We start from the raw sequence: 24679 nt of genomic DNA on the forward strand, positions 1-24679 counted from the left end.
AGTTAGCCGTTGTCCTTCCCTTGAAACCTAGGTATGGAGATGATGAATGCGCTCCCCGCGCCAAGTATGCTTTCAACCCGAATATCTCCGCCATGAGCTTCCATAATGCCTTTGCATATGGCCAGCCCCAAGCCTGTTCCACCCGTTTGGCGAGAGGACGACACGTCCACACGATAGAAGCGGTCAAATATGTGATCTGCATGCTCCTCCGCTATGCCAATCCCATTATCTCGCACTTCGAGATGCACGAAGCGTTCATCCGCATAAGCGGTAATTTTAATGACAGGCTGGGTATCGTTATATCGTACTGCGTTCGTAAACAAATTAACGAGCACCTGCTCCATCCGGAGCTTGTCGGCATAAATGAGCGGCACGCCCTCAAGCTCCACCTCATATTGCGTCTGCTCATATATCGCCTGCTGGGGCAACCTTTTGCGCGCACTCTCTACAACAGCTTCCATTCGCAGCGGCTGCGGATTGATACGCATTGCGCCTGCCTCGATTTTCGAAATATCCAGCCACTCATCAATCAAATCCTGAATCCGCCCGATATCCTCATGCATGCCTTCCAAGAGCTCCTGTTTAAAGCTCTCCTCCCAATTGGCATCGATTCGCAGCAGTGTCTCTACACCGCCTTTGATGCTCGTAATCGGGGTTTTGAACTCATGGGACGCCAGCGAAATCAGATCATTCTTCAGAGCATCAATTTCATGCTCCTTCGTCATGTCCCGCCAGACATACCCCCGTCCAAACACCCGCTCCTCTCGTGCCACTTGAAAAGCAGATACCATCATAAACCGTTCCCTGCCGTTCCCCAGCTTCACTGTGAAAGCTCCTTGCGTGCTCGGCTCCACGGTCAGCTTCTGCAAATCCTCATGCTGCTCCGTCAAAAGAGTGGATATCCGATGGAACAAAGCATCTTCGCTCATCCGTATCAATTCAGGCATGGGAATATCGAAGATATCGGACATCCGATGATTCGCATACACCACCCGATGCTCCACATCAATGAGGACCACTGCGTCAGACATACTTTCCAGAACCGCGTTCAAAGTAGCATGCTCATGCTGCGTGCTGCGCAACAACAGGTCATTTTGCAAAATGATAGCGATCGTATTGGCAAAAGTGCGCAAAAAGGCTCGATTAGCCTCGACATCGACTGACTTCCCCGTCTCGTGAAGCACGGTCATTTCACCAAGCAGCAGGCTTCCGGCATGTACAGGAATATGCAGATTCACAGCCGCTTTATCTATAGTAGTCTCGCTTGGAACTACGGAAGCCTCCCGCCCAGTAAAACTGCCCAAAGAGGAGACGTCCGTCAGAGGGTTCAACTGTAAACTGACTCTCGCATGAATCAACTGGCCTAGTTGCTCGATCCCTTGCTCGATATGCTGATCAGCCGCGCGTTCTGCTATGGGCGGAATCAGCAGCGTATTGACCAGCTCCAGCTCTTGATTTTTGCGCAGGAGCCGCTGCGTGCGTTCTTCGACCCGGCTCTCTAATTCAGCATTCAGCTGCATCAGAGCTTGCTGGTTCTCTTTCACCTGCCCTGCCATTAGGAAGAAATGGTCAGCCAGCATTTGGAGCTCCAGCGGAGCTCCTCTAGGCACCGCGGCAGTATCAGGCTTCACAAAATTCCCGCCGGCAAGCCGCTGTGTGTAGCCAACCAGGGCATGAATCGTGCCATTCAAACGCTTGGCTAGATAGCTCCCTAGAATGACCGTTAAGATAAGCGTAACGATGAGGAGAAGAAGCGTAATTCTTAGTGAGCTGATGAATGCGGCGTTCACAGCTTCATTCGATCTGCTAACCCACACGATCCAATCGATGTCCGGTATAGATGTATAGGTAATGAACTCTTTCTGCGGCGAACGGCTGAGCTGGTAGGTGCCTTCTCCTTTATCCTGCTTATTTGCGTCAGCGACAACCTGCTCCTCTGATAAATCGGCCATGGAATCCGTCAGATCGCCACTCGGATGATATACGGGCTTTCTTGTATGATCCAACACCACCGGATACGTCTTCGTACCGTAATCATATTTCGTAACAAGTGTCTTAATCGGCGCCAAATCAAGCACAGCGAGCACGAATCCGTCGAATTGCTTGTCTCCGTCATAAATCGGAGCCGCGATGGCGACTGCCGGCTGGTTCATCCCTTCCGGGCCGCGGAACAGGGACGACACGATCGTCTTATGCGAGGCTTCTACACGTTTCGTGTAATCACGTCCGCTTAAGACTGCGCCTATCAAGGAGGAATCGGCAGCGAAATCCATTGCCTTAATCCGGTTTGTATCGTCAATGACATAAATGCCGCTGAACCCGGCTAAATTTTCCTGAAGCGACTGCAGCTTTAGCGTCAAGCTTTCTCTGGTGCGAAAGGAGGGATCAGAAGCGCTAATTGTCGCTGCTAATGTTTCAACCGCATTGCGGTGATAAAACATATAATCTTGAACCGTATCCGCAAGCCGATAGGTTGTCTGTTTCTGGTTCTCTCCCGCTTCCTTCGTTATGTTCGTTATTTGCGACACTTGAAAGCCGCCAAGAATAAGGATCGGAATCATCGCCATGATGGCAAAGGTTACGGTCAAATGAGACCTCATGGTAGAATTGGTCACGGACACAGATGCCTCCATTGATCTAGTTTCAGTGCTGATCTAACCCCTATTATAATGAATTCCTGGCCGAACTTGAAATCATCCCGGAACAGGTTCAACATTTGTAACCAGAATGAAATATGATTTTCATCTTGTTTTAATGTAGCCCGCCTATAATAAAAGTCGACCCCCCTTTAAAATATATATTCCTTAAGACCCGCAGCCCGTTGCTGTGGGTCTCTTTGTATTATTTTTATATAACCACTAAAAATATGTTTACAAGTTATAAATAATGGGTTATAGTTATTTTATAACCACTAAAAAATTTTTTAAAGGTTACACAAACTCTAAATCGAAAAGGACTGATTCTATGAACATCCAAAGACTTCCGTGGGCAGGTATCCGTGTACAATTCGAAACAACCAGCATCGTCATCGATCCGCTTTACAACTTCCCGAGCAAATTCGGCCAGCCGCATGAACCTATGCATGCACTTCATGAGTTTGGTCCTGTAGATGCTGTTCTCATCACCCACCACCATGGCGACCACTTTGATCCGGAAGCGATCGTTGCATTCTATGGAGAAAATATCCCGGTCTATCTTCCAGCAGAGTCATTAGAACTGGCTAGAGACACTAAATTGACAAACGTTCACGGCGTGGCCCTGGGGGATTCCATTCAAATCGGCACACTCACCGCAGCACCTACTTACTCTGTGGATGGCATGGGCGATCCGCAAGTGGCTTGGACCGTGCAAGGCGGCGGCAAGAAAATGATTCACTGCGGAGATACGCTATGGCACGGTTACTGGTGGAAAATCGCCAAAACCTACGGTCCTTTCGATGCAGTATGCTTACCGGTCAACGGCGCTGTCCTTCAATTACCCGGTGTTACACCCAGCGGGCAGCCGATCTCATTGACACCTGAACAAGCCGTATCCGCCGCTGTTATCCTAGGAGCTGCGAACCTCGTGCCTATTCACTACGGAGCCGTGCATCACCCGCCCATATACAACCAAACACCGGATCTCTACAACCGTCTGGAAGCTGCCGCTGCCAAAGCTGAAGTGAACCTGACCTTGTTAAAACCCAAAGAATTCATTACACTATGAGCATCTTAATTCTTACTTCCAGGAGATGAACACCTGTGGAAAATCCCCCTTACTTATTAGGCGGAAGCGCATGGTTGAACTTGGTGAACACCCGTTATATGCACAATAGGGAAGTTCAAGATGTGTTAGCAGATATCGCTGGCACCCGTCAGTGGTTGCTGGATAATCAGCTGATCCCTCCGGATGATACGTCTGATGATGCGGCATTCCTTGAGGAAGCCCGCCATGCACTTGCCTCCCTGCGCGAGCTTTGTGCCGAGGCAATCTCTGATTTGGGGCAGCGAAGCAAGCTGTCCGACGCTTTGCTTACGAAGTTCAATGAGCGGATAGAGCGCTTAAGCCTTATGACTTCGCTAACGCAGACAGAAGATAAGCTTGCCCTGAGACATGATGGGAAACATCCGCTTGATCATGCGCTGTATGAGATCATTCGGTCGATCGTGGATACCTTAGCCACGTATACCGCCGATCGAGTTCGGAAATGCGAGCATGAAGAATGCATCCTTCATTTTGTCGATATATCCAAAAGCGGGAAAAGGCGATGGTGCCGTATGGAAGTATGCGGCAACCGGCATAAAGCCGCTGAGTTCTATGCGAAGAAAAAGAAACAGATCACGTCTTGAATGATGCAAAATAAGCCTAGATGAGCCCTTCATTATAAAATGAGCGGCTTCATTTAGGCTTATTTTTTTGCCGAAAGGCAACATTATCCTTTCATTACTCCATTACAGCTGAGCAATCAGGGTTCCCTCTCTAACGACAACCGGAATGGGTTGAAGCCCTTTCCCAGGTATATTCAGGCATGCGCCTGTGTGCAGATCGAACGTCCAGCCGTGCATCGGACACACCAACTCCCCATCCTCGCATTCAACCGTCGCTCCGGCATGCGGGCATCTGCCCGAGACCAGGCGAAAGCTGTCTCCATCCTTAAGAATCCAGTAGCTGCGGTTCTCAATCTGGATCTCTGCAGGCAAATCTTTCAAATCTTGCGTGGATCCGATTATGATTTCTTTCATCATATGCCTCCATCTGTCATCATTCATCATCTACCAGTGTACTGCAATTCGCTCATCTCTACACACAATTTCCCATAATGTTACGATAGGAAGTCCATAATCTTTCGTTACATTAAGGAGGCAAGGGAAACATTCCCTCACCACTACCCTATATCGAGAGGAGTTTTCAATCATGAAAACACAATGGAAACGTCGCGCAAGTCAAACAGGTTTGGCCGTATTAACAGCTGCAATGGTATTCGGAGCCTTCGGAAGCGCAAATGCCGCCGAGGCGGATGTTACGGCTCAACCTACTCAGCCGCTCATCAAAGTAAAGCTTGCCCAGCCTGCCGGCAGCGATAGCAGCTTTCAAGCTGTAGGCCCAGCTCTGATCATGCAGCCAGCCTTCCAGCGGAGTTATTTGAAGTTATTGGTCGCTGCATACGCACCAGAAGCAAGCTCTGATTGGCAGCAAGCGCTTGATGAACGGAAACAGCTTGAGCGTCAATTGCCGCAGCCGAAAGTTACTGTAGTGAGTAGTGCCGTTAAGGCAGGCAAACCTGAGGATGTGATCGAAGAAGGTACATCCAAAAATGATTTGGATTCTGAAACGTCCAAACCAAGCAAACGAATTCATATTCTCACACACAAGGACGGCGACCTGAACAAAGAACCTGGCCAAAGACTCTCAGTTGAGGGTATTGATGAGGATGATATAATTAAAATGGAGCTGCCAGAATCCTTCAAGCGTCAGCAGAAGCTTGCCGATGCTGTCGAAGCCGATGACGCTGCAACAATCCGCAGCTTGCTTCCAGAGTTGCTGACCGACTATCGGAACGAGACGGAATCGCTGCGCAAGCTGATCCAAGATCTACCCAAGGCCGAAGTACCTCAACCATAAATAATACAGGCGGAGCCGTTACGTTAATCGCAATGGCCCCGCCTCTTCCCCATCGCAGCAACCAAACAGGAGGAAAGCTTCATGTATCAGATCATTCTAGTAGAAGATGAAGAACATTTAAGCGGGGTTCTCGCCGCATATTTAGCGAAAGAGGGGTGGCAAGTGCGTGCGTTCCCAGACGGAACTTCGGCTCAGTCGGCAATCGGGGAGCGACCGGACTTGTGGGTCCTTGATATTATGCTGCCCGGTGTAGATGGCTATCAGTTGATGCGTGAAATCAAAGCTGACAATCCGTCGCAGCCGGTTATTTTCATCTCCGCACGCGACGCCGACATCGACCGAATTATAGGTCTTGAGCTAGGCAGCGACGATTACTTGGCCAAGCCGTTCCTCCCGCGTGAACTGGTGATCCGGACGCGCAAACTGCTTGAACGTGTTTATGCAGGCGGAGTGGCGGCGGGCGCTCTTCCTGAACGGCGCTCCAAGCTTGCTGCAGCGCCTTATTTCATTGATGAACGAGCGCGAGTCGTGACCGACAGCGACAGCATGGCGATAGACCTGACCTCGAAAGAGCTGGATTTGCTGCTTTTCCTGATCCATCACCAAGGCCAATTGCTCGAACGCGAACAGCTTCTCACCGCCGTGTGGGGAATCGATTACTACGGATCCGACCGCGTCGTCGACGATTTAGTGCGCCGGCTTCGCCGGAAGCTGCCTGAGCTCCGGCTTGAGACGGTATACGGATACGGGTATAGGATGGTGAAAGCATGATAGCAAGAATTGGCCATTGGCCGCTATCCATCAAGCTGTGGGGTGCTTTTGCCGCCTTGACCTTATTCATTTTCACCTTGCTCGCTGTCCTGCTGCCTTGGACACTAAAAGGTTTTTTTACAGAACAACTTTATGATATTTTGTTGGATACACAGAGCGGTCTACAAGTCGAGCAAGGACAAATGGCGTCCCCTGCGCTTCGACTCTCGACACCGATTAGAATTACCTCCTCTAGCATAATCCAAGAGAGCGTACCTTCAAAACAGTTTATCGTAGGCTTTAAAGGCAGCGAAACAGAACCCTCAGATACGATGACTATGCCTGATGCAGCGTTCACTGCCCAGATCATGGCGCCACTGGAGGGACCTGCGATCCGACACTTCATGATCAGCGAAAACGGGCTGCCAGCAGCGACAATTCCATCGGCCGAGATCGGCGAACCCTTTATACAAGCGATGGAAAAGGATGCCTTCACGCAGATCGTGCCCGTTGAGAAATATACACGGAGCATTGATAACAAGAGCATTTTCTATGTCATTCGCAAAGAAATTTTTCAAGGCAAGCCGAACTTCATCGTCTCTTACGCTTGGGGCAACTATCGGAACGACCTCGTCATGACGATGTTCGGGAGGCTTATGTTGCTCATGGTCGGCCTCATTGTTATTAGCTGGCTGCCATGCTTGGCATTGGCCCGTTATTTTACAAGGCCTCTCGTGCAGATGGAACGTCATGTGGGACGGCTGGCTGAGCGTGACTGGCATGAGCCGTTGGAGACTGGACGGAAAGATGAAATCGGCCGACTGGCGAACGCGATTGATTCCATGCGGCAACGGCTGATCAGGCAGGACCGCGCGCAGCAATTTTTCCTGCAGCACACCTCTCACGAACTGAAAACACCCGTAATGGTCATCCTCAGCTACGCGCAATCCATCCAAGACGGTGTCTTTCCCAAAGGCACGCTGAATGATAGCGTAAACGTCATTCTTACAGAGAGCGAGCGGCTGGAAAAGCGGATTCGCGACTTGCTGCTGCTGAATAAGCTGAATTATTTGACCGCCAGAGAGAAACCGTTCCAGCCCTTTGACCTCCAAAAGGTTCTCGACGATGTTGTAGAACGGCTTCGATATAGACGGCCCGAAATTCGGTGGGATATAAGCACCTCGCCTCGTCTCCAAATGAACGGTGATGCCGAACAATGGAAAGTAGCCTTGGAAAATATTCTCGACAACCAACTGCGCTATGCCAGTACCTGCATTCGCATCACAGTTAAGCCGGTCACAGCCGTCAGCCAACCGCGAAAGCAGCGGCAACAGAAACATGAAATGCAGCAAGATGAAGAGCAGCGAGATCAACAGCAGCAAGATCAAGAGCAGCAAGATCATCATCAAACTCAGCAACAACATACACAGCAGCAGCTTGATCATGAACTGCTACGATATGAACAGAAGCAACAAAAGCGAAAACAACAACAACAACAACAACATGAAGCTGGAAGCAGCTCGTTTAACCAGCCAATACTTCGAATTGGCAACGACGGTCCCCCTCTCGATCAGGCCATTGCGGACAATCTCTTCGAGCCATTCCGCTCTGGGGGGGACGGTCAATTCGGCCTCGGTCTCGCCATCGTGAAGCAAATCACTGAGCACCATGGCATGGCCGTCCGCGCCGTTAATGAAGACGACGGTGTCGCGTTCTATATCGAGCCCAAAGTGAATGAGCGAGTGAAAGAAAGAGAAAAAGAGAAAGAGAAAGAGAAGGAGAAAGGGAAAGGCAAAGGCAAATTCTCGAAAGCAGACCCGAAGAATGAGATCGCCTAACCCTCGATGATTCCGTCGAGGAAGTCCACCTGAAACACATAGCATGAACGGAACGTCAGTACTCTATTTGCATCATTTTCTCCGTCCTGCGTTCTGAACGGAACGTAGTTCCCTTATTCCCGCTCTTTTGCTTGAAATACCGGCTTTTGCACAGAAATAAGGCACCTATGTTCCGCGAAAGCAACAGAATAACGCTTACAACCAAAAATAAGGCACACACGTTCCGCTAACCGATCGGCATGTTTGGATTCCGGCACTATCCTTCGTCTCCAAAGCGCGAAGCGAAGCGAAGGGAAACGAAGGGAAACGCCCTTGTAAAGCTTGCCAAACCACATGAAAAGCCCGCACCACCAAGTCCGCATACTTATGCGTCATGGTCATGCGGGCTTTTGATCAATCGAGGCTACCTTGCGCCTTACGCTTACGCTTTTCCTTTAATTTCCTCAAGCGGCTTGTGGTTGCCATACTTCGGATACTCGCGAGTCGATGGAGCCGCCCAGTTCACAGCGTTGCTAATGACTCGGCGGATTTGCTCGTTGTAGTACGTGCGGTACGTCTCATGACCCGGACGGAAGTAGAAAATCTTCCCGTTGCCGCGGTTGAACGTGCAGCCGCTGCGGAACACCTCGCCGCCTTCGAACCAGCTCACCATAATCAGCTCATCCGGCTGCGGAATGTCGAAATGCTCCCCGTACATTTCCTCAGCCTCGAGCTCGATGTATTCGCCGATGCCTTCAACGATCGGATGCCCTGGAGCAACGACCCACAGGCGCTCTTTCTCGTCGGCTTCACGCCATTTGAGATCACAGGAAGTGCCCATCAGCTTCTTAAACACTTTGGAGAAGTGGCCGGAGTGAAGCACGATAAGCCCCATGCCTTTCAACACACGCTCTTGAACGCGGTTTACAATCGCATCTTGCACTTCGTCATGCGCTTTATGTCCCCACCAGATGAGTACATCGGTGTTATTCAGTACTTCTTCCGACAGGCCGTGCTCAGCGTCATCCAGTGTTGCATAAGTAACATCAACAGCCTCGCCCAATCCTTCGCCGATTGCGGTATGAATGCCTTGCGGATAGGCAGCGCGCACGATTTCGCTTTCTTTTTCATGACGGTATTCATTCCATACGGTAACTTTTAGCTTCTGACTCATTGGTTATTTCCCTCCAAGACAACGTATTCATTCATAGTTCAAGTATATTCATTTACCCCACTGAAATAAATGCATGATCCTGCTCACTTCTTATTCAAAAGTGTCCATCGTTTCTCGGACATGCTATACTTAATACTGATCTATCATACTCAAATTTACTCAAGTATTATTCAAAAATGTCCTTTCAATTAGCGAGGTATACGTTGCTATGGATCATCTAAACCATTCTTCCGCTGAAATTATGAATGAAGAAGTCATTTATCAGAATCCTCTCCTATTCCTGAAAATATGGGAAATTAGCATCGACACGCCGAATTCTGTGGTGCCAGATCCGTGGCATTGGCACTATCACAAACAGGTCGAATTCCTTGTCGTAACCGAGGGCCATCTTGGCATTCAAACCAAACACGACTTTACCGTCATGGGACCTGGCGATGTCATCGTGCTAGGTTCCTCTCAGCTGCACAGGACCCATAAGCAGTCGACCACTCCGCTGCGGCAGATCGTGTTTCAAATTGATTTAACCCAGCATTTTGATCTGGGGACGATGTCCTATCTGCACTGCTTCTCCGAGCTTACGCATCCGCTCGAGCAATTTAATGATGTATTCCGGGCGAATGAAGCCGTCAAGCGTGCGGCTTACACCCTCATTATGGACATCTATAAGGAATCTCAATCGCGCAAGCTTGGATACGAGCTTGCCATCTCCGCTGCGATCAAGAGTCTGCTGCTCCTGATGCTGCGCAATGATAGCCGGGATTTCTCCAGTCTTACCGAGGAAAATGGGCTGTCCCGTTTGCGCCCAGCGCTCGATTATATCGACCAGAATCTTGGCGAGAAAATAACTGTTGAAGAAGTATGCGGCTTACTCAACCTAAGCTATCACTACTTTATTAAATATTTCAAAAAAATCATGGGCCTTTCCTTCGTCGATTACGTCAATTATAAACGCATCAAAAAAGCCGAGCGCCTCCTTCTGACCGGAGACCTCAGCATGATGGACGTCAGCTTTGAGGTGGGCATTCTGAACATGGCGCAGTTCTATAAGCTGTTCAAGCGCCATAATCAATGCTCGCCCAAAGAATTCAAACAGCGCATGCGCAGTAAGACAAGTCTGACGCAAGCGCTCGCATTGACGGACTAGCTGAACGATGAGCTTCGTTCAGGTCTGCTGTTTACATGGAATTCCTCCAGTTAATCTGGCCGTTTCCCATCTGATTTGCGCATTTACATGGAATTTCTCCTGCTAAAAGCAGCAATTCCGTGCGTTTCAACGGAAATAGATCCAATTAGCGGTAGAAATTCCTGTTATCTAGTTGTTCGCGCAAATAGCCACGTAGTTAACTGGACTTTTTCCAGTTGCTAGTCATCTTCACTAAGCTCGCAAAGCCTATTAGCGTTCGTGACAGATCTTTTTGCTGGCTGGCTCGCCGCCCAGAGCCATTCAAGAGCGAAAACGCAGCGCCATGCAAAGCCGCACGAACTAATGCCCATCAAGGCAGAAAGCCTTGATGGCTCACCAACACACGCTCCTGCGGAAAATGCCGCAGGAGCTGTTCCTGTACGCGCGCGTACGCTTCCCGACTGTACCAGTCGTCCAGCCCGAGCGCGGCATAGATCGTGCGCACGCCGATGCGTTCCGTGCGCCTGCCCTTACTGCCATCGCCCATGAAATAATCGTCGATGCACACCCGGTCCACGATGCCTGCAAGCTGCTCGGCGAATCCCTCCGAGCAGGGCAGCACTGGCGCTATCGTGGCCTGCACCGGGATGCCGCGAGCGGTAAGCTCGCGCAGAGCATTGAGCCGCGCCGGAATCGGCGGCGCGGAGGGCGTGAACGCTCGGCGGACCTCCTCGCGGTCCGTCTCGACCGTCATGCTGACGCGCACACGCTCGCCGAGCTGCGCCAGCAAGTCCATATCGCGCGTCACCAGCGGACTGCGCGTCTGCACGAACAAGAAGTCAGGCGGATTGTCCGCCATGACGCCCAGCAGCGACCGTGTCAATCGCTCGCGATACTCGACCGGTTGATACGGGTCCGTGCTGGATGACATGAAAATGGTCACGGAGCCTTGACGCTTGGCCTTGGCCAGCTCGCGTTCCAGAAGTGCCGCCGCATTTTCTTTCACATCGACCCAGCCGCCCCACTCCCCTTCTCGAAACAAGGCGACTGGCATTTGCCGCACATAGCAGTAGGAGCAAGCGAACGCGCAGCCCGTGTAGGGATTTAGCGTGTGCGTGTATCCCTCCAGATAGCCGCTTGCCTTATTCAGTAGGTGCTTGGGTGACTTTCTCGCCAATTTGGGCTGCACCATGTGCCTCACTCCTAACCTTACCCACTTGACCAGCTAAACACTCGCAAGCTTTGAAGCAGCGCGCTGACCAGATTTGCTTTTTTCCAACAACAACAAGCTCTCTTTAGTCTGGATTCCGCCTCTGTAACCCGTTAGCGAACCATCCTTCCCCAGAACGCGATGGCAAGGCACAACGACGAGAACAGGGTTTGCGCCAATCGCGGTTCCTACCGCGCGTACAGCTTTGGCTTTCTCCAGCTTGCCGGCAATCTGCGAATAACTGCTGATACCTCCATGCGGGATTCCCTGCAGCTCCTGCCAGACAGCCATTTGAAATGGCGTGCCGCGCAAATCCAAAGGAAGCGTAAATGAGGTGCGCCGCCCGCTCAAATACGCTTCAATCTGCACAATATAGGGCTGAAGGGCGCTCAGATCCTGCAAAACTTCAAGTTCAGGCGCCTGTTTTCTCACCCAGTTCAGCAGACCTGACCAAGCCTCATCCTCTTCATAAGAAGATGGCGACTTCGTCATAAACTGCAAGTAACACAATCCCCGTTCGGTTGCCGCAATGAGCACATCCCATCTATCCACATGAGCAATTGTCCAATATACGGGCTTTTTTTGCATGATAAGTCCCCCTTAGGTTATGGTTATAGTGTCTGACCCGAAAAATGATGGGCCTGACGGAATTCCGTCGGCGTCAAACCGGTTTTCTTTTGGAATAGCGTTGCAAAATGCGCTGCACTAGGAATCCCCACCTGCACGGCGATCACATGCATCGCCAAGTCTGTCTCTATCAAAAGCCGCTTCGCAGCATCGATTCGCACTTGCTGAAGATACAGTAAAGGCGTTATGCCTTTCACTCGTTTGAACGTTCGCTGGAGATGATAGGCGCTAGCATAAAACTGCTCCGCAAGAACAGCCAGCGTCTGCGGCTCTGCAAATCTTTCTTCCATGTGTTGTGCAATGTGCTCCACCCACTCTTCATCAGGCAATCTTAAACCGTCGGGTCGGCATCGTTTGCATGGACGATAGCTTTCCGCTAAAGCCTCCTGCATGGTAGAAAAAATGCGGACATGCTCTCTGTTCGGCAGCCTGGATTTGCACGAAGGCCTGCAAAAAATACCTGTTGTCTTTACCGCATACAGAAACCTGCCATCATACGCCGTATTATTTTCAACAATTGCTTTCCAGTACTCTCCGTTCATGGCTGCTCCCCTCATCGCTCTGTCATCCTACAAGCTCAGTATACCCAAACTGCCTTGCACTTGTAAGAGATCTGGAATGAGAAAGCAAGATTACGAAAGCTCCTATCAGCGATAATAAGAGGAAGAACAGCGATCTGACCGACTATGACATATAGATAATTAAAGGAGAATTTTCATGCCTAATCCGCAACCCTTCCACCCTTCGAACATGCAATGGGACGCCTCTTCCGGCTGCTTGCTCCTGCCGCTTCCCAAACCGTTCAGTTACGGACAAAATCTCGGATACCTGTCCCGCTCCACAAATGAAATCTTATTCCATGTGGATAACTTGAATATTTACAAGTTGCTGCCCGTTGGGGATAAACACGTACTTATCGCTATCCACAGCGAAAGTGATCGGCAACTGAGCGTGCGTTTTATCGCTGATGGGAGTCAAGCTAGCCCGCCAGACACTTCTACACTCGAAGCTGTAGCCCGCTATGTGTGGGAGTGGTTCGATCTGGAGCGAGATCTCGCTCCTTTTTACGAAATGGCTGATGGAGATCCTCTGCTGCGCCAGGTTGCGCAGGATTTCTACGGGCTTCGCCTCTTGGGCATCCCGGATCTATTCGAAGCGATGAGCTGGGGGATTATTGGTCAGCAAATCAATCTTACTTTTGCGTATACGCTCAAAAGACGTCTTGTCGAAGCCTTCGGCACCCGACTCGATTGGGATGGCCGCAGCTACTGGGCATTTCCTGCACCGGACGTAATAGCAGCGCTAAGCCCGGAAGCTTTGACTGCTTTGCAATTCACAGGCAAAAAAGCAGAATACTTGATCGGCGTAGCCACATTGATGGCTGAGGGTACGCTCTCGAAAGCGAAATTGCTCGCACTGCCTAATCTTCAAGCGATGGAAAAAGAGCTGCTGAGCATACGCGGAATCGGCCCATGGACGGCCAACTATGTCCTGATGCGCTGCCTGCGGGAAGCATCCGCTTTCCCAATTGCCGATGTCGGCCTGCATAACGCGCTTAAGCATGTTATGGGCTTGACGGAAAAGCCTTCGCTCTCCGACATCCGCGGGCTTGCAGCCCCCTGGTCAGGTTGGGAGGCTTACGCCACTTTTTATTTATGGCGGGTGCTGTATTAACCTATTCACACACAACGAAAACCACCTCGCGACGGACCCTCGCAGGGTGGTTTTCGTTGTGTTTTCCTCTATTACCATTTGCCCTCCATAGCTCCGCTCGCTACCCAGCGCCGCTACCAAATCCGCAAACAATTCCTTTTGCGCTTCCTATTTCAACAACACCTGCACACTCTCCGCCTCAGTTGTTAAACTTAGCCTCCAGGAATCTTGTCATCCCCGTCAGTTGGCTTCCTTGGAGATTAATAATCCGATTAACATCGAATAGCCTTGTGAAGAAATTGTACTCCCATGTAGATGGCTGCTCATTCTCAATCGCGTACTCATCCAGATAATCCAGATTTTCCGGACGCAAGCTATCCACAACATGACGTGGAACGATGCCGCCAAACATCTCCTCAATATAGTGGAAATTGTAATAAACAATAGCCTCCAACTGATACGCTTTGACTCGTTCGATAAGTAAATCCCAATCAATTTGATCTTTAAATTTCCTGATATACATATGCAGATCGGCAAATTTATAAATTTTCAAATCCCTAAGCGATACGATCCACAGCATCAAAGTTGCTTCTTTGTATAGATGGCAGCTTAGCTGAATGATATTGTCGATATAATCGAGCATGTACCCTTTTGCTCCATTAATCTCAACAGGTATCGCTCTTGCGATCAGTTCCCTGGTATCCACGCGATACGGGCATTTGCCTTTCCACAAAATATCATGGTTCACATCCAACTCGATGAGAGGCGCGAAAGGGTTATCGCTTAATTTCAAGAACTCTTGGATCTCGTGGCTTGACATCTGGTGCAACACCTTCTGTCTTCTCGTGGCCTCTACAATGGCATGTTTTTCTTCATCATATTGACCCTGAATATAGCCTAAGCCTTCCAAGGCGCTTGTGACCTGATTGACATCCTCCAGCTTCATAAGGAAATCCAAATCATTAAATATTCTCGTTTCCATAACCGGGTAGACGATATTGGCGAGCATATTGCCTTTGAGAACGGGTAAAACTAAGTTTGATTGCGCAAACACTTCAAGCACTTGGGCCAATTGCTGCGAGTAATGATGGTTTCGCTCGCGATACACTGCCCACTGCGTATTGATTAACCGCTTCAGTTCTGCCTCCAACGAGTTGAAAAGGTTGAATTTCTTCAGGTTGTAACCAAACATATTCAGTGTCCGGTGAGTAACCATCTGGTAAATGACTTCGGACCAGTCCAATCGGGATTCCAGGATAGTCTTCAGCAGTTCGCCCTGCGAATCCTCCATCTCAATCGAAGTCAACAAGACAAGCTGTCTTTCTATCGATAATTGATCCCTTTTCATATTAGCCTCCTATACAGATACTAAATGATGATAGAGCGCTTTCACTTCATTTTTATTGATTTTCCCGATCACATTTCTAGGAATCATGTCGACTATATAAATTTCCTTAGGCACTTTTCTATCCTCCAGTTGCGAAATACACCACCTGTATAACTCCTTCACCTGCAACTGAACGCCATCTTTAAGACATACGAAAGCAATAACTTTTTGCCCCAATTTATCGTCATCTATGCCTAGTGCAACGACCTCTTTTACACCATCGTGTTTGAGCAGCACTTCTTCAATATCAATCGGATAAACCCGGCTGCCGCCCTGCATAATCATATCGTCGTTGCGGCTTAGCACATAGAACAAACCATTCTTATCCTGGTAGCCTGTATCTCTGACTCTTATGCCCCGAGACGTCAGCACTTCACCCGTTAAGTGTTCAGATTTATAATAACCATCCATGACGTAATCGCTTTGAATATACAATTCGCCCGTTTCGCCAATCGCCGCTTCCGTTCCGTCTTCCCGATATACGGTAATTTGGCATCCCTTGATCGGTTTTCCAATGACGCAAGACAGTTTCGTTACTTCATCGTGTTCTCCGAAAGAAACTCTGGCTACAGCCTCAGACGTGCCATATGCGTTATAAATCTTAGCGCTTGGCATGGTTGCAGCAGCATCGCGGTAAATAGCCAGAGAATTCACCATGCCGCCAATGAGAACCCTTTTTAAGGAGCTGATGTCATAGTTATGTCTTTGCGGGTATTCAAGCACCTGCAGCAGCATCGTTCTAACGATATAGAATTGCGTCGCTTTATAATCATGAATAGCCCTTAAAAATATGGCTGGATGAAACAAATTATTAAGCAGAATGATGCTGCCGCCCCGGCTGATCGCCATGAGCACATCCCCAGCCAGAGGGCTGGCTTGCGCAAGTGATCTTGGAATAATCGTCCTGTCTTCGCTCGTAAAATTCAAATGCTCCGCAATGGCTAACGCATTGCCGGTGATCGCCCGATTGGAAAGCACGATCCCTTTCGGTCTGGAGGTGGAACCCGAAGTAAAACAAATGCCAAAAGTGTCCTCTGTAATCCCATTAATTTCTCTAGGTGCTTTATCTTGAAATTCATGAATCTCATACGAACCCGAAGGCTGCAAAACAAGCACAACTCTAATATTCAAGCTGTCCAGGCTTGCATGCATAGCTTCAAAGCCTTTGGCGTCGGTAACCAGCAATTCGATATCCGTATAATTGATCAATTCAATCAGCGCTTCTCCCTTGAACTGATACGATAAAGATACGAATGCCTTCTTTTGCTTGTTCATCGCCAGCATACTGGCAATCCATTGATTGCAATTCGGAAGGAAGACGCCTCCCATCGTGAAGCTCCATTTCTCAATCAGCTGAGCAAAAGCCTGTACCTCGTGAAACATATCCGCATACGTAAATTCGATATCATTGTAAATCAGCATCGTACGGTCACGATACTTGTCATAGCTTTCTTGAAACAAGCTCCACGGCGAAAGCTTATGATTATTCATCCGTCCCCCCCTGACTAAAGTGATGCTGTGAGTCTCTCGACAACTTTTGTCTCCAGTTCTTTCACCATCTCCAATTGCCTGACCAGGTCGTCGACTAGCGCCATTTTCTTCGAAAGCCCCAATTTCAACGAAATATTCGCGCCAATGTCCCAATGCTTCGCAGATTGCTCCAAATATCCGGCAACCTCCGCTACAATTTCTTGCGGCAACCCTGTATGTATCTCCTCAATAAACATCTTGAAACGCCTTCTGTTCCTGGAGATCGTCTTTAAATTCAAATTATAGTAATTTCTGAATAGAAATACGGTTTCTTGAGTAAAGTCTTCCGGCTTCATTCGCTGCAAATCATTCATAAATGCCTCAATTCGTTCCAATCCGCACGGGAACCCAAGCACCTGCTTGTCTCCCCGCATTCTTGCCAGACTTTCACTGAGAATCGACTGAATGATAGCATCCGACACTTCGAATGCGGGATCGATATCGATTTCCGCCCAGAGATTTTTTAACTGTCTGGTTCGCATGCCAACCATCGGCACATGTGTGGGAACGTTTGCACATCTAGCCCTCTCCAGCTCTTCCATAGGCAGTTCGCCCTCGAAGTCGCTGCTCGCTATCGGGTAAAGATCAAACAGCTGGTAGTACCCTCGGTCATCGTCATATCCAGTAACAACTACGGCATGCATCCCATGATCCCTTTGGTAAGCTCTGTGATAGCTAATCTCATATACACCGACTATGACAACCGTAGGATGGCCGGCATCCAGCCTTTCTTTCAAACGCAATTTCGCAATTTCATTGTCTTCCTGTACATACATCCGTATATTAATCTTGTCTTTATGCTTAATCTCATTTTTTACAGCGGAAGGCGCCTGATAATAAGTCGTTTCCGGAAAATAGACAAAAGCTAGAGAGGCATTCAATTCTTCTTCCGAAAATTCAATCGAGACATTAAGTCCGAAAAGAAAATTGACGCCAAGGAGCTTGGTTTCCTCGTTATACATGAAGGACATGTATTCCGTCAGAAGTATTTTCGGGTCTAACCCTCTATAGGTGAGCTCAGAACCATACGCATTTGTAAAACAATCACTCACCAAAGGCTCAAAATATCTCGGCACATGACGAATCAAATGTTTCCTCATTGTATTAACCATGCAGGATTTGATAAATGCTGTCTGAAATGGAACCAGGCGTGGAAAATTTCTCAAAAGTGAGGTTAGCGCTATCAAAAACGATATTAAACTCGGATTCAATCTCCATCAACATTGTCACTAGCATTAAGGAATCAACCCCGTAATCGTTTCTTAAATCGCCTTCGCGAACAATCTCCTCATCTTTAAACTGAACTTTCTGTTTGATAATGCTAAAGACATTCGCTTCAATTTCACTTTTCCCCATACATGGACACATCCTTTTTCTTGAATGCTGTATTTTATGATGAGTATACATATAATATTTGGGAATTAGAATGTGTTGACTACTTTTCTGGATGGTCAGACAAACTTTCTGTCTAGTCGTACTTTTTTTGTATGACGCCTGGTTAAAGCTTGGAATCTAACAAAAAACCTGACACGGACCACATATATGATCACAAAAATTACTGAATTACAAGTCATATGTCATATATTTGTTATATTTAACAATGTATTTATTAATTTTTATATAGTTTTCCATAAGAAAATGTTATTTGCCTTGTTTTTCACGTTAGTTTATATTACATATATAGCAATCAAACTACTCGATGGACAAAGAGAGGGGCCTTCCTATGATACAAATCCGACGCTATTCCGCTCTTGATCATGATGATGTATGGAGAATCCATTTGCTGGTAATCGCTGAAGCTAACGTAGAGCCTACTCACCAACACTATCACGATATCCTGCATATTAACGAACAATATTTGAAAACTGGCGGGGAATTCCTCGTTGGAATCGGAGAGAACGACGTCGTATTTGCAATGGGTGGATTGAAGGTTCTGGAGAATGGCAAAGCCGAAATTAAACGTCTCCGGGTACACCCCAGCTTTCAGAAGAAGGGTTACGGCCAAATGCTCCTATCCCAATTGGAGCAAAGAGCTAGAGAACTAAATATCAAACACCTCATACTGGATACGCTTGAGAATCAACATGGTGCTCAAAAGCTATTTGAGAATAATGGTTACCAACAGCAAGGGCCTGCCGTAATTGATGGCTTTAACGTCCTTTTATACGAAAAAGCGCTCGCTTAGTAAATAAACAAAGAGGTTATTCCCCTCGTCTATTCGGACGGATTAGGAATAACCTCTTGAATGTATTATTGAGCTGCAGTCGGCGCTGGTGTCGCTGTCGATCCGGAATTAGCGTCCGACTTCGTTCTTAGCTCAGGTCCGCCCTCGCGCGGGCCATCTTTGCGTTCCACGAATTTCTTCAGTTCATCTGTCATGCTGTCTTTCAGCTTGGTGATCAATTGATCTTCAGTGATGCCTTTATCTTGAGCGATTTCCGCGAGAGATTTGCCAGCTTTTTGCTGAGCAATCAGCTCGTCTTTGGTGATGCCAAGTAGTTTCGCGATATCTTCCTGTTTGTTCCCCCATGCTCCATGTGCTGGAACGCCTGCACGTGGCTGTTTACCCGGGAACTCGCCCACTCTCGGCTTAGCCTCAACTATTTTTTTCAAATAATCTGCGAGCCCAGACTTTTGCTTGTCCGCTTGCTCCTGCGTAATTTTTCCGGCGCTAAGTGCGTCGTCAATTTTTTTTGTTTCGGCTTCGGTCAGCTTGGCAAGAAGTGCTTCCTCGGTCAGGCTGGCCTTATCTTGAGCGATTTGAACCCATGTTTTGCCTTGTTTGATTTCATCCTTCAGCACGCTCTGGTCAATGCCAAGAATTGCGGCGAAATCCAGGCCGCCTTTACCGAATTCCTTTGAAGTTGCAAAGCTAGGGCGTTTGTCATGCCCGTTAAAACCTTTATGTTCTTTATCTTTATGGATGCCGGATGCAGGCGTCGAGGTTGCTGCGCTAGTCTCATCGGCAAAAACTTGATTATGCTGCAAGACCAGACCGCCACCGATCAGCAGCCCTGCTGCAAGTGTCCCTGTTAAAACCTTTTTATGCATGGCCTTCATCATGTAATTCCACCTTTTTTATATCAATTTTCTCTACAATGCCAAGTATAGTTGGCAAATGTGAAAAAACTTTGAAGGCCAGCTTAATGTTGGATAAATCTTTCCTTAATTATCCTTGCGGACACGCGCAGCCCATATGAAGGATATAATGGCTCCAACCACCGCCAAGGCAATGATAATGCCTAACGGCACGGCAGTTTGGCTACCGCCGAGTCCGACAAGCGGGGCGATAATCCCCCCTACGATAAAAGAAAGCAAACCAAGCAAAGCCGCTGCACTGCCCGCCGAATTCCCTTGGTTTTGCAAAGCCATCGAAGAAGTCGCCGTGGAGACCAGCCCCACGCTGGAGACGATGAAGAAGAAGGCTAGTAAAATGACATAGAGGCCTGCACCAACCAGCGTTGCGATGAGCAGAAGCAAGCCCCCGAAAGCAGCTATGCCCAGTCCCCAAGCAAGGATGCGGCGCTCACTTACTTTGCCTGCCAGCTTGCCTGCGATTTGGCCTGCAATAATGACGCCAAGTCCGTTTACCGCGAAGCAAACACTGAACATTTGCGGGGATACGCCGAAGATTTCCTGGAGCACGAATGGCGACCCCGAAATATAAGCGAACATACCGGCAAACACGAGTCCCTGCGTCAATGCATAGCCCATGAACATGCGGTCGGCGAGCAGTCCTCGGAAGGTGCGCAGCGTATTCGTGAGCCCGCCCTTTAGTCGGCGCTCGCTAGGCAGCGTTTCTTTGAGACCAAGCACTACGGCGATGAGCATGACAACGCCAATCAAACTCAATACAAGGAATACGCCCCGCCATGTGGTCACCTGCAAAATCTGTCCGCCTACAATGGGGGCAAGAATAGGCGCGGCACCGTTCACGAGCATCAAGAGTGCGAAGAACTTCGTCAGCTCGACTCCGGCATACAGATCGCGGACAATCGCCCGCGAAATCACGATACCGGCTGCGCCGGCAAGGCCTTGAATAAAACGCAAACCAAGGAACATCCAAATGGAGGATGCGTACATACAGAGAATCGATGAAATCGCATAAATAACAAGTCCAATTAGCAGTGGAATCCTGCGCCCTCGCACATCGCTAACAGCGCCTGCTACGAGCTGTCCCAGCGATAATCCAAGCATACAAGCGGTTAGGCTCATTTGAGCCAAGGAAGTGTTCGTGTGTAAATCACTCGCTAAGACAGGAAGCGCCGGCAAGTACATATCCAGGGAGAGGGGGCCGAAGGATGCCAACGATCCAAGAACCAAAATAATCCATAGTCGACTTGAACGACTTAATGATGCGCCGCCAGCTTCAAGCGCGGTGCTATTGCTGCTTTTCATGAGTATCACAAGCTTTCTGTTGATGTAATGGAACATGGCTGCCAAAGTTGCCACCTCTTATTTCTGCAGATAAGCGCAACAACGACATACAAACAGGGTGCGCCCAACATGCCGAAGCACTTCTGGCACACCCTATTTCTTGCAAACTACTCCGGCGCGTTTATAACCCCAAGAGCCAACACATCGCACACATTTTCGAGCCAGACACTGGAAACCACGTCCTTCGGCTTAAACAGCATGCAATAAAAGTAAGCCCCGCTTACCAAATCAACGAGGGTTTCCGTGTTTACATCTCCACGGATTTCCCCTCTTTGAATGCCTTTGTTGATAATAGCTTCAAAAATTTTTCGTCGGGGCAGGATGAATTTATTTCTATACTGTTCAGTTAATTGCGGCGAATCAATGAAAGAAGCCAACATCTTATTGATGGATTGTGACGGCAGTCCGAAATTCAAGTTAATCGACTCTAGCATATTTCCCAATAGTATGCGCAAGTCCTCAATGACGTTGCCCGTGTCGGGAATAACGGTTTGATCGGAAGCCTGACCAATGGTATCGGAAAGAAGGTCTTCTTTGTTCGACCACCTGCGATAGATCGTCGGTTTACTAACCCCAGCCCTGGCAGCCAAAGTATCCATACTAAAACTCTGAACACCGCATTCCAACATGAGCTCGCGTGCCGCTTGAAGGATGGCTTGGTCGGTTTGTTCACTGCGTGGTCGCCCCGGCTTTCTTGGGTGAGGAGTCGCTGAGTCCATAAGATAATTCCTCTCGATTGATAGATTGATACGATACTATATCGTAATCTAATATAAGGGATTTACCCCCTAAATTCAACCGTCGGTCATTTAAAAACACCCTCCCACTTCCATGCAACGAGTGGACGCAGCGTTATTCCGATTCGGAAACGACGGTAAATCGTTCGTTCACATGTTGGGGATGCTCAATTTCGTCTACCAGTGCCGCAGCATAGTCCTGATAACTTACATAGCTCTCACCTTTCGCGTTGACAAGCAGCTGATCCTTCCCAGTTCGATAAGAACCCGTCCGTTTTCCCATTTCAAAATGTGCCGAAGGGCTGATGAACGTCCATTGAAGCTCTTTCGTTTGCTCCAAGATTCTCAGATTTTCCGCTTGGTTCTGAGCAGTCGCTAAATATTCTTTTGGAAAATGAGGCGATTCGACGACGCGTGCCTGCTTGGTCTCATCTGCATATAGGCTGCCAGCGCCACCCACAACGATCAGTCTCGTATTCGGCTGCTTCTGAAGAGCTTGAATTAATACATTTCCTGCTTCGACATGAAGGTGCTCTTGGCCGAGTGGTGCGCCGAAAGCATTCACAACAATATCAAACGATTTTAAATCTTCAGATGTAAGCTCTAAAATAGCCCTCTCTAGAATGGAAACGCCACGATCAGAGATTTTCGCCGCATCTCGTACGATAGCCGTGACTTCATGCCCACGTTCAATGGCTTCATTTATAATGCAGCTTCCGGCTTTACCGCTAGCCCCAATAACTCCGATTTTCATCTTCTCTTCCTCCGCATGTTTGAAATTGTTGTGATTTACAGTCCTTTTTCCGCCACAAATGCAATCAAATCTACAACGCGGTTCGAATATCCCCACTCATTGTCATACCAAGAAATGACTTTCACTAAATTTTCTCCAACCACCATGGTAGACAACGCATCTACGGTAGAGGACGCAGGATCGCCGTTATAGTCACTGGAAACGAGTGGTTCCTCCGAGTAGTTCAGAATGCCCTTCAGCGTACTTTGCGATGCTTCTCTAAAAGCATCATTGACTTGTTCGACAGTAACGTTCGTATTCACTGTGACCACAAGATCCGTTACAGATACATTCGGAGTTGGCACCCGCATAGCCATACCGTTCATTTTCCCCTTAAGCTCAGGAAGCACTAAGGATATCGCTTTCGCAGCACCGGTCGATGTGAGTACGATGTTCTCCGCTGCGGCCCGTGCCCGACGAATATCCTTATGCGGGAGATCGAGCAGATTTTGATCATTTGTATAGGAATGAACCGTTGTCATCATGCCGGTTACGATACCAAAGCGATCGTTCAATACTTTGGCTATAGGAGCCAAACAATTCGTTGTACAAGAACCGTTCGAAATGATGGTATGTTGGGATGCATCATATTTATCCTCATTCACACCAAGCACGAGCGTGATATCTTCACCGCTTGCTGGCGCAGAGATGATGACTTTCTTGGCTCCTCCTTTCAAATGCAGGGCAGCCTTATCTTTCGCAGTAAAAAATCCCGTCGACTCGACAACAACTTCAACGCCATATTGTTCCCATGGGAGATTGCCGGGATCGCGCTCTGAGAATACTTTAATTTCTTTCCCATTAATGATTAAACTGCTTTCTCCTGCATGAATCTCGTCTGCCAATCGGCCATGTGTGGTGTCATATTTCAAAAGATGCGCCAGCGTTTTCACATCTGTCAAATCATTAATTGCTACGATGTCTACATTCGGGTTGTGTAATGCAGCCCTGAATACATTACGGCCAATTCGGCCGAATCCGTTAATTCCTACTTTCACCATTTTGCATGCCTCCTGAATTTTACACTCTAATTTAGTTTCAATATCTCTTTTGATTGAAGAATCGCCAAATCCACTTTCCCAGCAGCGTTTGCCTCTAATCTCTCCAGAAGATCAGGTGTCTGACGATAGATAGGCGGTTGATGAATAGCCTTGTAATGAATCGGCACCAGCGTTTTCACACCAAGAACCGTAGCAGCGGCAACTGCTTGCTCAGGGGATAGAACAATCGGTTGACCGCTGGGCGTTAACCCAGGGAACTCCACAACAGCGGCATTCACTGGCAAGCATGCAACATCAATAGGACCGTGAGTTTCTTTGATTTTCCACCAATATCCATGCCAAAGGGTATCTCCGCAATGAATCAGCTTCTTATCTCCCCCTTGTATAACCCAGGAAACCTGCGGATCCCCTAATCCATCCACCGAGTATGAGGGTCTGCCTGTCAACGAACCTACTTGAATCGTGTCCCCGATCGTTACGCCATTCACTCTCTCCAGACGCCCTAAGCTGACAATGCCCAAAGATTCGGCAGGCATATACACCGGGATGTCGGAACCATAAAACAGCGCAATAGCTTCTGGATCGAAATGATCCCCATGGTGGTGGGTAATGAAAACAGCATCTACCGGACCAAATTCATCCAAAGGATACAATGGCTCATTACTTTGACCAAATTTAGTTGGAAAATGGAATAAAGGATCAATAGCAATGCTGGTGCCGTCGAACTGGACGTGTATGCCCGCCCATGGAAGCTTCTGGATAATCATTTCATCGCTCCTTTTAATTAAATTACTATACCGTTTCGTAATTATTATATTGAGTACTGGTGCAATTTGTCA

At 48.4% G+C, this 24679-nt stretch carries 24 protein-coding genes; 8 read left to right on the forward strand and 16 right to left on the reverse strand.

Translation table 11 applies throughout. From position 1 onward, the window contains the following. Positions 1-2: 2 nt before the first annotated feature. Positions 3-2621: a sensor histidine kinase gene (locus ABRS97_RS17380; protein WP_367815968.1), complete on the reverse strand. Its 2619-nt coding sequence runs from the start codon at positions 2619-2621 to the stop codon at positions 3-5. 343 nt (positions 2622-2964) lie between these two features. On the opposite strand from ABRS97_RS17380, the gene ABRS97_RS17385 reads away from it, so the two are divergent. Together ABRS97_RS17385 and ABRS97_RS17390 are read left to right on the forward strand one after the other, a co-directional pair. Beyond that, positions 2965-3705, forward strand: a complete 741-nt coding sequence (locus ABRS97_RS17385; RefSeq protein WP_367815969.1) for an MBL fold metallo-hydrolase — start codon at positions 2965-2967, stop codon at positions 3703-3705. A gap of 35 nt (positions 3706-3740) precedes the next feature. Continuing rightward, positions 3741-4328 (forward strand): CGNR zinc finger domain-containing protein, encoded by a 588-nt coding sequence (locus tag ABRS97_RS17390; RefSeq protein ID WP_367815971.1) that lies wholly within the window; start codon positions 3741-3743, stop codon positions 4326-4328. 102 nt (positions 4329-4430) lie between these two features. Here the strand turns inward: ABRS97_RS17390 and ABRS97_RS17395 are convergent, their stop codons facing one another. After that, positions 4431-4721 (reverse strand): Rieske (2Fe-2S) protein, encoded by a 291-nt coding sequence (locus ABRS97_RS17395; protein WP_367859122.1) that lies wholly within the window; start codon positions 4719-4721, stop codon positions 4431-4433. A 172-nt stretch (positions 4722-4893) separates the two neighbouring features. On the opposite strand from ABRS97_RS17395, the gene ABRS97_RS17400 reads away from it, so the two are divergent. The 3 genes from ABRS97_RS17400 to ABRS97_RS17410 all read left to right on the forward strand — a co-directional run bounded on the left by ABRS97_RS17400 (position 4894) and on the right by ABRS97_RS17410 (position 8189). Continuing rightward, the gene (locus ABRS97_RS17400) at positions 4894-5601 is read left to right on the forward strand and encodes a hypothetical protein (protein ID WP_367815974.1); all 708 of its coding nucleotides are present in this window, start codon (positions 4894-4896) and stop codon (positions 5599-5601) included. Positions 5602-5682: 81 nt separating this feature from the next. Then, the gene (locus ABRS97_RS17405; protein WP_367815976.1) at positions 5683-6372 is read left to right on the forward strand and encodes a response regulator transcription factor; all 690 of its coding nucleotides are present in this window, start codon (positions 5683-5685) and stop codon (positions 6370-6372) included. Beyond that, a complete protein-coding gene (locus ABRS97_RS17410; protein ID WP_367815978.1) occupies positions 6369-8189 on the forward strand; it encodes a sensor histidine kinase in 1821 nt (606 codons plus the stop codon). The genes ABRS97_RS17405 and ABRS97_RS17410 overlap by 4 nt, the downstream gene beginning before the upstream one ends. A gap of 421 nt (positions 8190-8610) precedes the next feature. Here ABRS97_RS17410 and ABRS97_RS17415 read toward each other — a convergent pair whose 3' ends face one another. Then, positions 8611-9342 (reverse strand): ThuA domain-containing protein, encoded by a 732-nt coding sequence (locus ABRS97_RS17415; RefSeq protein ID WP_367815980.1) that lies wholly within the window; start codon positions 9340-9342, stop codon positions 8611-8613. A gap of 208 nt (positions 9343-9550) precedes the next feature. Between ABRS97_RS17415 and ABRS97_RS17420 the strand changes: the two genes are divergently transcribed. Continuing rightward, a complete protein-coding gene (locus ABRS97_RS17420) occupies positions 9551-10486 on the forward strand; it encodes a helix-turn-helix domain-containing protein (RefSeq protein WP_367815982.1) in 936 nt (311 codons plus the stop codon). Positions 10487-10835: 349 nt separating this feature from the next. Here the strand turns inward: ABRS97_RS17420 and ABRS97_RS17425 are convergent, their stop codons facing one another. The 3 genes from ABRS97_RS17425 to ABRS97_RS17435 are packed head-to-tail and all read right to left on the reverse strand — an operon-like array spanning position 10836 to position 12844. Then, positions 10836-11657 carry an SPL family radical SAM protein gene (locus ABRS97_RS17425; RefSeq protein WP_367815984.1) on the reverse strand — a complete coding sequence of 274 codons (822 nt, stop codon included), beginning with the start codon at positions 11655-11657 and terminating at the stop codon, positions 10836-10838. Positions 11658-11690: 33 nt separating this feature from the next. Further along, the gene (locus ABRS97_RS17430) at positions 11691-12263 is read right to left on the reverse strand and encodes a methylated-DNA--[protein]-cysteine S-methyltransferase (RefSeq protein WP_367815986.1); all 573 of its coding nucleotides are present in this window, start codon (positions 12261-12263) and stop codon (positions 11691-11693) included. 23 nt (positions 12264-12286) lie between these two features. Continuing rightward, positions 12287-12844, reverse strand: a complete 558-nt coding sequence (locus tag ABRS97_RS17435) for a bifunctional transcriptional activator/DNA repair enzyme AdaA (RefSeq protein WP_367815988.1) — start codon at positions 12842-12844, stop codon at positions 12287-12289. A 175-nt stretch (positions 12845-13019) separates the two neighbouring features. Here ABRS97_RS17435 and ABRS97_RS17440 point away from each other — a divergent pair, with 175 nt between their 5' ends. Next, positions 13020-13976, forward strand: coding sequence for a DNA-3-methyladenine glycosylase 2 (locus tag ABRS97_RS17440; RefSeq protein ID WP_483312470.1), 957 nt, complete (start codon positions 13020-13022; stop codon positions 13974-13976). A 178-nt stretch (positions 13977-14154) separates the two neighbouring features. Here the strand turns inward: ABRS97_RS17440 and ABRS97_RS17445 are convergent, their stop codons facing one another. The 4 genes from ABRS97_RS17445 to ABRS97_RS17460 are packed head-to-tail and all read right to left on the reverse strand — an operon-like array spanning position 14155 to position 18228. After that, the gene (locus tag ABRS97_RS17445) at positions 14155-15303 is read right to left on the reverse strand and encodes a nucleotidyltransferase domain-containing protein (protein WP_367815989.1); all 1149 of its coding nucleotides are present in this window, start codon (positions 15301-15303) and stop codon (positions 14155-14157) included. A 9-nt stretch (positions 15304-15312) separates the two neighbouring features. Next, positions 15313-16833: a class I adenylate-forming enzyme family protein gene (locus tag ABRS97_RS17450; RefSeq protein ID WP_367815990.1), complete on the reverse strand. Its 1521-nt coding sequence runs from the start codon at positions 16831-16833 to the stop codon at positions 15313-15315. 14 nt (positions 16834-16847) lie between these two features. Continuing rightward, positions 16848-17960 carry a BtrH N-terminal domain-containing protein gene (locus ABRS97_RS17455; protein WP_367815992.1) on the reverse strand — a complete coding sequence of 371 codons (1113 nt, stop codon included), beginning with the start codon at positions 17958-17960 and terminating at the stop codon, positions 16848-16850. Positions 17961-17976: 16 nt separating this feature from the next. Beyond that, positions 17977-18228 carry an acyl carrier protein gene (locus ABRS97_RS17460; RefSeq protein WP_367815994.1) on the reverse strand — a complete coding sequence of 84 codons (252 nt, stop codon included), beginning with the start codon at positions 18226-18228 and terminating at the stop codon, positions 17977-17979. Positions 18229-18595: 367 nt separating this feature from the next. Here ABRS97_RS17460 and ABRS97_RS17465 point away from each other — a divergent pair, with 367 nt between their 5' ends. Beyond that, positions 18596-19057, forward strand: a complete 462-nt coding sequence (locus ABRS97_RS17465) for a GNAT family N-acetyltransferase (RefSeq protein WP_367815996.1) — start codon at positions 18596-18598, stop codon at positions 19055-19057. A gap of 65 nt (positions 19058-19122) precedes the next feature. Here ABRS97_RS17465 and ABRS97_RS17470 read toward each other — a convergent pair whose 3' ends face one another. The 6 genes from ABRS97_RS17470 to ABRS97_RS17495 form a co-directional block, all read right to left on the reverse strand. Next, positions 19123-19935 carry a hypothetical protein gene (locus ABRS97_RS17470; RefSeq protein ID WP_367815998.1) on the reverse strand — a complete coding sequence of 271 codons (813 nt, stop codon included), beginning with the start codon at positions 19933-19935 and terminating at the stop codon, positions 19123-19125. Positions 19936-20037: 102 nt separating this feature from the next. Beyond that, a complete protein-coding gene (locus ABRS97_RS17475; protein WP_483312472.1) occupies positions 20038-21306 on the reverse strand; it encodes a multidrug effflux MFS transporter in 1269 nt (422 codons plus the stop codon). 110 nt (positions 21307-21416) lie between these two features. Further along, entirely contained in the window at positions 21417-22028 is a 612-nt protein-coding gene (locus ABRS97_RS17480; RefSeq protein ID WP_367816000.1) for a TetR/AcrR family transcriptional regulator, read from the reverse strand. Between the two features lie 133 nt (positions 22029-22161). After that, complete coding sequence (locus ABRS97_RS17485; RefSeq protein ID WP_367816002.1) at positions 22162-22800, reverse strand: NAD(P)-dependent oxidoreductase; 639 nt, start codon at positions 22798-22800, stop codon at positions 22162-22164. Positions 22801-22835: 35 nt separating this feature from the next. Next, on the reverse strand, positions 22836-23840 hold the full coding sequence (gene gap / locus ABRS97_RS17490) for a type I glyceraldehyde-3-phosphate dehydrogenase (RefSeq protein WP_367816003.1): 1005 nt from the start codon (positions 23838-23840) through the stop codon (positions 22836-22838). Between the two features lie 26 nt (positions 23841-23866). Then, positions 23867-24607 carry an MBL fold metallo-hydrolase gene (locus ABRS97_RS17495; protein WP_367816005.1) on the reverse strand — a complete coding sequence of 247 codons (741 nt, stop codon included), beginning with the start codon at positions 24605-24607 and terminating at the stop codon, positions 23867-23869. Between the last annotated feature and the right edge of the window lie 72 nt (positions 24608-24679).

This window comes from Paenibacillus tabacirhizosphaerae (genome assembly GCF_040812395.1).
GTDB lineage: Bacteria > Bacillota > Bacilli > Paenibacillales > NBRC-103111 > Paenibacillus_E.

Bases quoted from the DNA above. Each gene is read 5' to 3' on its own strand.
- ABRS97_RS17385 (WP_367815969.1), top strand. From the start codon at position 2,965: ATGAACATCCAAAGACTTCCGTGGGCAGGTATCCGTGTACAATTCGAA.
- ABRS97_RS17395 (WP_367859122.1), bottom strand. From the start codon at position 4,721: ATGAAAGAAATCATAATCGGATCCACGCAAGATTTGAAAGATTTGCCT.
- ABRS97_RS17400 (WP_367815974.1), top strand. From the start codon at position 4,894: ATGAAAACACAATGGAAACGTCGCGCAAGTCAAACAGGTTTGGCCGTA.
- ABRS97_RS17405 (WP_367815976.1), top strand. From the start codon at position 5,683: ATGTATCAGATCATTCTAGTAGAAGATGAAGAACATTTAAGCGGGGTT.
- ABRS97_RS17410 (WP_367815978.1), top strand. From the start codon at position 6,369: ATGATAGCAAGAATTGGCCATTGGCCGCTATCCATCAAGCTGTGGGGT.
- ABRS97_RS17415 (WP_367815980.1), bottom strand. From the start codon at position 9,342: ATGAGTCAGAAGCTAAAAGTTACCGTATGGAATGAATACCGTCATGAA.
- ABRS97_RS17420 (WP_367815982.1), top strand. From the start codon at position 9,551: ATGGATCATCTAAACCATTCTTCCGCTGAAATTATGAATGAAGAAGTC.
- ABRS97_RS17425 (WP_367815984.1), bottom strand. From the start codon at position 11,657: ATGGTGCAGCCCAAATTGGCGAGAAAGTCACCCAAGCACCTACTGAAT.
- ABRS97_RS17430 (WP_367815986.1), bottom strand. From the start codon at position 12,263: ATGCAAAAAAAGCCCGTATATTGGACAATTGCTCATGTGGATAGATGG.
- ABRS97_RS17435 (WP_367815988.1), bottom strand. From the start codon at position 12,844: ATGAACGGAGAGTACTGGAAAGCAATTGTTGAAAATAATACGGCGTAT.
- ABRS97_RS17440 (WP_483312470.1), top strand. From the start codon at position 13,020: ATGCCTAATCCGCAACCCTTCCACCCTTCGAACATGCAATGGGACGCC.
- ABRS97_RS17445 (WP_367815989.1), bottom strand. From the start codon at position 15,303: ATGAAAAGGGATCAATTATCGATAGAAAGACAGCTTGTCTTGTTGACT.
- ABRS97_RS17450 (WP_367815990.1), bottom strand. From the start codon at position 16,833: ATGAATAATCATAAGCTTTCGCCGTGGAGCTTGTTTCAAGAAAGCTAT.
- ABRS97_RS17460 (WP_367815994.1), bottom strand. From the start codon at position 18,228: ATGGGGAAAAGTGAAATTGAAGCGAATGTCTTTAGCATTATCAAACAG.
- ABRS97_RS17465 (WP_367815996.1), top strand. From the start codon at position 18,596: ATGATACAAATCCGACGCTATTCCGCTCTTGATCATGATGATGTATGG.
- ABRS97_RS17470 (WP_367815998.1), bottom strand. From the start codon at position 19,935: ATGATGAAGGCCATGCATAAAAAGGTTTTAACAGGGACACTTGCAGCA.
- ABRS97_RS17475 (WP_483312472.1), bottom strand. From the start codon at position 21,306: ATGTTCCATTACATCAACAGAAAGCTTGTGATACTCATGAAAAGCAGC.
- ABRS97_RS17480 (WP_367816000.1), bottom strand. From the start codon at position 22,028: ATGGACTCAGCGACTCCTCACCCAAGAAAGCCGGGGCGACCACGCAGT.
- ABRS97_RS17485 (WP_367816002.1), bottom strand. From the start codon at position 22,800: ATGAAAATCGGAGTTATTGGGGCTAGCGGTAAAGCCGGAAGCTGCATT.
- gap (WP_367816003.1), bottom strand. From the start codon at position 23,840: ATGGTGAAAGTAGGAATTAACGGATTCGGCCGAATTGGCCGTAATGTA.
- ABRS97_RS17495 (WP_367816005.1), bottom strand. From the start codon at position 24,607: ATGATTATCCAGAAGCTTCCATGGGCGGGCATACACGTCCAGTTCGAC.